This is a genomic window from Colwellia sp. C2M11, assembly GCF_018860915.1.
GTDB lineage: Bacteria > Pseudomonadota > Gammaproteobacteria > Enterobacterales > Alteromonadaceae > Colwellia.
In genome coordinates this window covers 1-8,359 of the sequence record NZ_JAHKQD010000046.1, presented here as the reverse complement: position 1 = coordinate 8,359, position 8,359 = coordinate 1, and the positions used below count along the sequence as shown (strand labels likewise).

The window sequence follows — 8,359 nt, the reverse complement described above, 5'->3', positions numbered from 1 at the left end:
GATGCTACGGGTTTTTTGCTAAAAATTTAATTTATTAAATTATTTTTAAAGTAAGTTAATAAATTAAAGTTTCTATCTAGCGACAATAGCGCTGTGGCCCCACCTGATTCCATTCCGAACTCAGAAGTGAAACGCAGTAGCGCCGATGGTAGTGTGGGAGTTCCCATGTGAGAGTAGGACATTGCTAGATTTCATCTTCAAACAATTCAATTTATTGTTTTGTTGACCCTGTGGAGGGGTTCCCGAGTGGCCAAAGGGATCAGACTGTAAATCTGACGGCTCCGCCTTCGGTGGTTCGAATCCACCTCCCTCCACCATCTTATTTGTATAAGAACTAAATACCAGCTAACTGCTGGTATTTTTGTATCTATCGCCCAGTAAATTCGTAGAGCGATCTAAATTTGAATACTATGTTACCTCATCTTTACACTAATATTGCGTGTTTGAATTATTTTAAGTACTTTATGGCGATATTAAAACTTCCTTGTCATAAAATCTTTATATCAAAAGGTAATTTATTACTAGCCTAGTGGCGATAATTTGATACACTAACCGTTCAAAAATCATACTGAAAAGTGTGCTGAAATTTTAACTAAGTTTAATGTATATCACGCATAGGAACATTGATGCCTACGAGGATTAAAAATAAAGAACCTACTGAGCTAGATAGCTCTGATGTTCACTATTTATTAGAAGCTTTAAACTTAGCAAACGAAAGCCTTAAAAAAGCTCAAGAAGAAAATATTGCTTTAAAACAGCACTATCACCTAGAACTGGATAATCTTGTAGCAGAAAAAACACAAGCATTAATTAGTGAAAATTTAAGCTTACATGAAAAACTCTCTGAAAAGAATAAGGCTGATCAGCAACTATACTTTGATGCCCATCATGATGTATTAACTAAATTGCCTAATCGTGCGATGTTTTCTGACCGACTTAGTTATGCACTTCGTCATTTGAAACGACATCCCGATCAACAATATGCTGTATTATTTATTGATTTAGATAGATTCAAAATTATCAATGATACCCTGGGTCATCATGCGGGTGATATATTCCTTGTTGAAATAGCTAAACGTCTTAGTGTATGTGTGCGCGAAAATGATGTTTTGGCACGTCTCGGTGGAGACGAGTTTGTTATTTTACTAGATTCCTTAACAGCAGATGATGCAGAAGAGGTTTCCACTAGAATTATAAACAGTATTGAACACCCTTATATTATTGATAGTAATACTGTGTATTCTAGTGCAAGTATAGGTATTGCTTTATGCAATAGACATTATGACAGTGCGGTAGAAGTTTTACGTGATGCTGATGCGGCAATGTACCAAGCTAAAAGCTTAGGGCGAGGTCGCTATGTTTTTTATGATGAAAGTATGCGTGAAAAACTTATTGCTACTATGACGTTAGAGCAAGAGTTGCGTGTAGCCATTGTTGAGCAACAATTTGAGCTTCATTATCAAAAAATATCAGATTTAAATACTGGTCAAGTGATAGGTTTTGAAGGCTTATTACGTTGGAACCATCCTAAAAAAGGTCTACAAACACCAAGTGAATTTTTATACTTAGCCGAAGAAACGGGCATTATATTAGCAATTGAAACTTGGGTTGTTGAAGAAGTGGCAAGACAACTGAGTTTATTACAGGGTGATCTTGAGTACCAACATGCGTTTATCGCAATCAATTTATCTGGTCGACATTTAACTCAAACTAACCAATTGCATAAGCTGATAACTCTAATTAAGAATCAGTCGTTTGATCCACAGAGATTGATTTTAGAATTTAATGAAAAAGCATTTATTCACCATGAAGAGCTAGCCTTGAAGGGTTTAGGTAAATTAAAAAATATTGGTGTTAAGCTAGCACTAGATGATTATGCCTCAGGTGTGTCTTCGTTTAGTTTTTTACATAACTATCCTTTTGAATTCATTAAATTAGATAGAGGCTTTATCAGCACTTTAACAAATAGTAATAGAAATTTACCTTTGGTTAAGGCTTTACATGACTTAGGTGAAAAATATGGTTATCGATTAGTGGCGGAAGGTATAGAGACTGAATCGGTAATGTTAAAACTTCATGCTGCAGGTTGCGACTTTGGGCAAGGATATCATATTAATAAACCTGAAAAGATCCAAATTACCTCTCTTAAAAGTCAAGATAAAAACTGCGCATAAATTCCTATCTTATCTGAAAAACGACTGCATTTAACTTTGATCGTATTTTCTTGAATATTTTATTAAATCTTTATAGTCTTTTACTCGTTTAGTTAATGAGTTTCGGTGTATACTGCTGTTAAATAGATTATAGGAGTTTCTTATGGGTGGCATTAGTATTTGGCAATTATTAATTATTGCTGTGATCGTTGTTTTATTATTTGGTACTAAAAAATTACGTAATTTGGGTGGAGATTTAGGCTCTGCTATAAAAGGATTTAAAAATGCAGTAACAGATGAAAAGGATTCAACGGCTAAATCGGACAAAGAGGCAGATTCTTTAGCTGACAATACTGCAGCTAAAAGTGAAGCTGGCCAAAAAGATAGTAAAAAAGAAAACAGTCAGGCGTAACGCATGTTCGATATTGGCTTTTGGGAATTAATGCTTATTGGTATTATCGGACTTATTGTACTTGGTCCGGAACGTTTACCTGTGGCTATTCGAACCGTGAAAGGTTGGATAGCGGGGGTTCGTAATTTTAGCGATAGTGTGAAATCAGAGCTCACTGAAGAATTAAGAATTCATGAATTACATGCGAACTTAAAGAAAGCAGAACAGGGCGGCATGAAAAATTTGTCCCCTGAAATTGCTGAATCTGTTAAGTCGCTGCAAGAAGCAGCAGAAATGGTTAGAGAACCATTTAAAAACATGGATACGAAGAGTATAGATGAAAAAAATATAGCTTCATCGCCTTTAAATCCAACTTCTACTCAATCTACTTTAGCAGAAGACAATGAGGGGAATTTATCTATTAATAATGAATTGTCACCTCATAAAGAAAATAATACTTCTCCTATTGATACAGATAAAAAAGAATAATGAATACAGCTACTGATCAAGAACAATCAACACCATTAGAATCAGAAAAGAGTGTCACAATTTTCGATCATTTACTCGAATTAAGAACTCGATTACTTCATGCTGTTTTAGGGGTTATCGTCGTATTTTGTTGTTTGGTATATTTTGCTCAAGATATATACCAATATTTAGCTCAACCATTACTTCAAACTATGCCATCTGGATCACAGATGATTGCCACTGATGTTGCATCACCTTTTTTAGCACCATTTAAGTTAACAATTGTTTTATCTATATTTCTTGCTATGCCATATATTCTCTATCAAATGTGGTCTTTTATAGCCCCTGGGCTTTATCGAAATGAAAAGAGATTAATAGCCCCGTTGATGCTTGGCTCTACATTGCTTTTTTATAGCGGTATAGCTTTTGCGTATTTTGCTGTTTTTCCGGTGATATTCGCTTTTTTTACGTCAGTTGCTCCAGACGGTGTTGTTATTGCAACTGATATTAGTAGTTACTTAGACTTTGTCTTGAAGCTATTTTTTGCGTTTGGTGCGGCATTTGAAATACCTGTTGCTATTATACTAATGTGTTGGACAGGTGTTACCTCTCCTAATAGTTTACGGAAAAAGCGCCCCTATGTTGTTGTAGGTGCATTTGTTATAGGTATGTTATTAACACCACCAGATATTATTTCTCAGTCGATGTTGGCTATACCTATGCTACTGTTATTTGAAGTTGGTATTATTATAGCTTCGTTGTATCACAAAGAAGATGAAGATCTCGATAAGGATGATTCATGAAAGTAAATATTACAGCACTATTTGGTTTATTATGTACCATAATATCAACAGGTGTATTGGCTAATAATAATAGTATTTTAGTTGAGGGGTTATCACACTGTATGCACGTCTCTAATGATCAAGAGCGATTAGCATGCTTTGATAAGCTATCAGAGAAAAATTTAGCCCCCTTAAGCACTACTTCCGTACCAGAAGTTAAAGAAGTTAAAGAAGTAGTAGCGGCAGTTGAAAACACAGAACTAGCAGAAGCAAAGAGAATAGATGATTTTGCTAAAGAAACGTTGAAAAAACCTAAAGAAGAAATTGAAGGTATTACTGCAACTGTCAGTGGTTTGAAAAAGTTGATTCGTGGTCAGTGGGTTATTGATTTAGAAAACGGTCAAAGATGGCAACAAACAGACACAACTATTTTAAAATTAGCTGTGGGTGATCGTATCAATTTGGAAAAAGGTAGCTTTGGCTCTGTGTATTTATTTAAAGAAGGTCTTAATCGAAATATACGAGTTAAGCGACTTAAATAATGATTGATATTGGTGTTAACTTAACCAACAAACGTTTCGATAAAGATTTAACTGAAGTCATTGTTCGTGCTAAGAATAAAGGCGTACATCAGTTAATTATTACAGGAACTAATGTTGATGAGAGTAAAAAAGGAGTAGCACTATGTCAACATTATCAACAGCAATTTCCGAATACTTTATATACTACTGTTGGTGTACATCCACACGATGCTGATGCAGTAAATGAAGGTTATTTAAATGATTTATCAAAGTTGGCAGAGCAACCCTGTGTTAAAGCGATAGGTGAATGTGGTTTAGACTTTAATCGAAATTTTTCTACTCCTGAAAAACAGTTAGTAGTATTCAAAGAACAAATTCAGTTAGCTAAGCAGCTTAATAAGCCGTTGTTTTTGCATCAAAGAGATGCTTTTCAAGCTTGGTTCAATGCATTAAGTCCTTTTATTGATCAAGTACCCGCTATGGTTGCTCATTGTTTTACTGGCAATAAAGAAGAATTGGTAAAGTGTGTTGATGCTGGTATGTATATTGGTATAACGGGCTGGCTTTGTGATGAAAGAAGAGGTAGCTCTTTACAGGAAATTATTAATTTAATTCCGTTAGATAAACTGCTTGTTGAAACCGATGCTCCTTACTTAATTCCAAGAACGATTCGCCCAAAACCGAAAAGTAATCGTAATGAACCAAGTTACTTACCTTTTATAATTGATAAAATTGCTCATATTCTAGCGCTTGACCCTGAAGAATTAGTTAGTCAAACAAGTATAAATGCACAACAAGTGTTCGATTTACCTTCTTAGCTGTTGAACTTTGAAATAAACGTCAATTATGCCAATACTTTCTCATCCAATATTTAAAATTATGAAGATTTTACTGATGGTAATTTCTGTCTTTTTGATGATGTTATCCGTACAAGTAAAAGCTGAGATTCCTCGATATAGCCTTGATCAAGATAAACATCTTGTTGTCGACTATTTATATCGACTTATTCAGCAATCGGAACAACATCAGTTGCATGAAGTAATTACATTAGAGAATAGCGAATGGCAAAAAATCCACCTTAATAACGGTGATTTACTAATAATGCCAGGGGAAAACTGGATTGCTTTTGAGTTAGTAAATAATACTAACAAAGTAAAGCAAGTTTATCTCGATATGGCCAACCAAGTACGAATAAACGAGGTTGAATTATTTATTCAAGATCAATATAAAAATATTGATAAGAAAAAGATGATGTTGCAACGAAGTAATAATCGCAGCGTTAAAGTGAATGCGGATCCTCACTCACAAATGACAATTTATTTAGCGATTAAAAGCTCTGCTCAACTCCGTTCTTCATTGAAGGTATATTCTACAGAATCTTATATTGCGGCTAATAGTGATTTACAGTTTCAGCAAGGGATTGTTATAGGTGGCTTACTTTGCTTATCTATTGCATGTATGCTGCTATTTTTTAGTACAGGTAGTAAAGCTATCATTGCTTTATTTGGCTATCTCTTGAGTAATAGCCTAATGCTCGCAGCAATGCTGGGTTTTAACTTGTCTTATCTTTTTCCTGCTTTTACTTGGTTGGTAGGGGTTGAACTTCCTTTATTATCAGCGTCATCAGCAATATGTTTATTGGCTTTCAGTACACAATTTTTTCACTTAAAAAATAAGTTTTACAATATTCACCGGAGTATTCGAGCAGTCTGTTGGGCATTATTAATTTATATGCCAGTGAGTATTCAGCTATCTATTGCTGATAACGTTAATATTAGTATGGCAATTTATATATTGTTAGAGCTTTCTTTAGTTATTCTTGGTATTTATTTATATAAATCAGCATCTCGTTTAGCCTTATTATTTACCTTTGTGATGCTCATTCAATTGATTTTTGTAGTCATTGTTATTGTTTCCGTAAACTGGTTTGATATGGGCTTTGTTTCTTACCGTAGTTCATTTTATGGCATGCTCTTCTGGCTTAATGCTTTAATGATTACTTTTATATTGAGCTATCAGTACCGATATCAATTAGTTGATAAACACTTAGCGCAACGGCAAGCATTAACTAGTGAGCTTAATTCGGAACGTGCGCAAGAAGAGCTACTTACTTTACAATCACAAACCCAAGAAGATTTAGAAAACCGTGTGCAAGAGCGAACTTTAGAGCTTAATATTGCCTTACAGGAATTAGAAGAAGTTAATCGAGAATTAGAAAAAAAGAATACACTTGATGAATTAACTGGCTTATATAACCGACGTTTTTATGATCAAAGAATCCTTGCTGAATATCGTCGAAGTAAGCGTAATTTAACCCCATTAAGTATTATTTTAATAGATATAGATCATTTTAAAGGTGTTAATGATACTTATGGACATTTAGCAGGAGATCAGTGTCTTGCGTGGGTGAGTAAGCATATTAACAAGAGTTTAAAAAGAAGTAGTGATATGGCTTTTCGCTATGGTGGAGAGGAGTTTTGCTTAATTCTACCAGATACGGATGCTAAGGGTGCTTTAGCTCTTGCTGAAACATTAAGAGAAAATATTGCTGAACGGCCTTTTATATATGACGAAAAAAGTATTTCACTAACGGTGAGTAATGGTCTTTTTACCTATGTTCAACAAGAAAATATCACACCGGAGCAGATATTTTCTTTTGCAGATAAAGCGCTTTATCAAGCAAAAAATCATGGTCGAAACCAAACGCAAGAATATACAACGCAATAAACGTGTTTGCAGAAGATAAAAATTTAGGAGAATGGTAATGAATAACAATAGTAATATGTTTGGTCAATATCCAGCTCGTCGTATGCGTCGTATGCGTAAAGATGAGTATACTCGACGGTTAATGGCAGAGAATCAAGTCACTGTAAATGATTTAATCTACCCTGTATTTGTTTTAGAAGGTGATAATAGACGAGAAGCTATTCTATCTATGCCAGGTGTTGAACGTAAGAGTATCGACCTGTTATTAGAAGAAGCTCAAGAGTTAGTAGATTTAGGTATTCCTGCGATTGCAATTTTTCCTGTTACGCCAGATGATATCAAATCTTTGATGGCTGAAGAATCACACAACCCTGAGGGGTTAACGCAGCGTACTGTTCGTGCTTTAAAAGCTAAATTTCCTCAGTTAGCAGTAATTACTGATGTAGCACTTGACCCGTTCACTACACATGGCCAAGATGGTATTTTAAGTGAAAGTGATGAGAATAAAGCAGGACCAGAGGGTTATGTATTAAATGAAGTTACTAAAGATACTTTAGTGAAACAAGCATTATCTCATGCCGAAGCTGGGGCTGATATTGTTGCACCATCAGATATGATGGATGGACGTGTCGGTGCTATTAGAATGGCGCTTGAAGAGCATGGCTTTGTTAATACTAAGATTCTCGCTTATTCTGCTAAGTATGCATCTAATTATTATGGTCCATTTCGTGATGCGGTTGGTTCATCCAGTAATATCAAAGGAGGCAATAAGCACACTTATCAGATGGATCCTGCTAATAGTAATGAAGCTTTGCATGAAGTCGCACAAGATATAGCCGAAGGCGCAGATATGGTAATGGTGAAGCCAGGTATGCCATATTTAGATGTAGTACGTCGTGTTAAAGATACCTTTCAAGTCCCAACTTATGCCTATCAAGTCAGCGGGGAATATGCCATGCTGAAGGCTGCAATTCAAAATGGCTGGTTGGCAGAAAAGCCTTGTATTATGGAAGGTTTATTATGCTTTAAACGTGCCGGTGCTGATGGAATTTTGACTTACTTCGCTAAGCAAGTAGCAGGATGGTTGAAAGAAGAGAGCTAATTTAAGCTTGGGGAAACTCAGCCTTATTTATTAGGCTTTATCAGATAATAGTTCAAATAATAAACCTTCTCGCAGGGCACCAGTGGATAATGTTAGCTCTTTAATTTGTAAACAATTAAAGAGCGCTATTAATATACATAATCCGCTCGCTAATACCGCAGCTCTATCCGCGCGTAAACCGTCGAAGCTAATATTATCAATAGATTTAAGTTCAATCAGTTTTTGTTTGATCTCTT

8 protein-coding genes, 1 tRNA gene, 1 rRNA gene and 1 pseudogene are annotated in these 8,359 nt (G+C 35.2%); 10 read left to right on the top strand and 1 reads right to left on the bottom strand.

The genetic code is table 11. The features are described from left to right. Nucleotides 1–75: 75 nt before the first annotated feature. The 10 genes from rrf (at nt 76) to hemB (ending at nt 8,123) form a co-directional block, all read left to right on the top strand. Nucleotides 76–190 (top strand): 5S ribosomal RNA (rrf, locus tag KO509_RS12765). 42 nt (nt 191–232) lie between these two features. Next, nucleotides 233–317, top strand: a tRNA-Tyr gene (locus KO509_RS12760). 309 nt (nt 318–626) lie between these two features. Continuing rightward, nucleotides 627–2,174: an EAL domain-containing protein gene (locus KO509_RS12755; RefSeq protein WP_215973659.1), complete on the top strand. Its 1,548-nt coding sequence runs from the start codon at nt 627–629 to the stop codon at nt 2,172–2,174. 142 nt (nt 2,175–2,316) lie between these two features. Then, nucleotides 2,317–2,565: a Sec-independent protein translocase subunit TatA gene (tatA, locus tag KO509_RS12750; RefSeq protein WP_215973658.1), complete on the top strand. Its 249-nt coding sequence runs from the start codon at nt 2,317–2,319 to the stop codon at nt 2,563–2,565. Nucleotides 2,566–2,568: 3 nt separating this feature from the next. Next, entirely contained in the window at nt 2,569–3,033 is a 465-nt protein-coding gene (gene tatB, locus KO509_RS12745; RefSeq protein WP_215973657.1) for a Sec-independent protein translocase protein TatB, read from the top strand. Beyond that, a complete protein-coding gene (gene tatC / locus KO509_RS12740) occupies nt 3,033–3,815 on the top strand; it encodes a twin-arginine translocase subunit TatC (protein WP_215973656.1) in 783 nt (260 codons plus the stop codon). Before tatB ends, tatC begins: the two co-directional genes overlap by 1 nt. Next, nucleotides 3,812–4,336 (top strand): hypothetical protein, encoded by a 525-nt coding sequence (locus tag KO509_RS12735; RefSeq protein WP_215973655.1) that lies wholly within the window; start codon nt 3,812–3,814, stop codon nt 4,334–4,336. The genes tatC and KO509_RS12735 overlap by 4 nt, the downstream gene beginning before the upstream one ends. After that, entirely contained in the window at nt 4,336–5,133 is a 798-nt protein-coding gene (locus KO509_RS12730; protein ID WP_215973654.1) for a TatD family hydrolase, read from the top strand. The genes KO509_RS12735 and KO509_RS12730 overlap by 1 nt, the downstream gene beginning before the upstream one ends. Before the next feature lie 76 nt (nt 5,134–5,209). Further along, on the top strand, nt 5,210–7,042 hold the full coding sequence (locus tag KO509_RS12725; protein WP_215973653.1) for a diguanylate cyclase: 1,833 nt from the start codon (nt 5,210–5,212) through the stop codon (nt 7,040–7,042). Nucleotides 7,043–7,079: 37 nt separating this feature from the next. Continuing rightward, a complete protein-coding gene (gene hemB / locus KO509_RS12720) occupies nt 7,080–8,123 on the top strand; it encodes a porphobilinogen synthase (protein ID WP_215973652.1) in 1,044 nt (347 codons plus the stop codon). Between the two features lie 30 nt (nt 8,124–8,153). Here the strand turns inward: hemB and KO509_RS12715 are convergent. Then, nucleotides 8,154–8,359, bottom strand: a pseudogene (locus KO509_RS12715) (phosphatase); the annotation flags it as partial.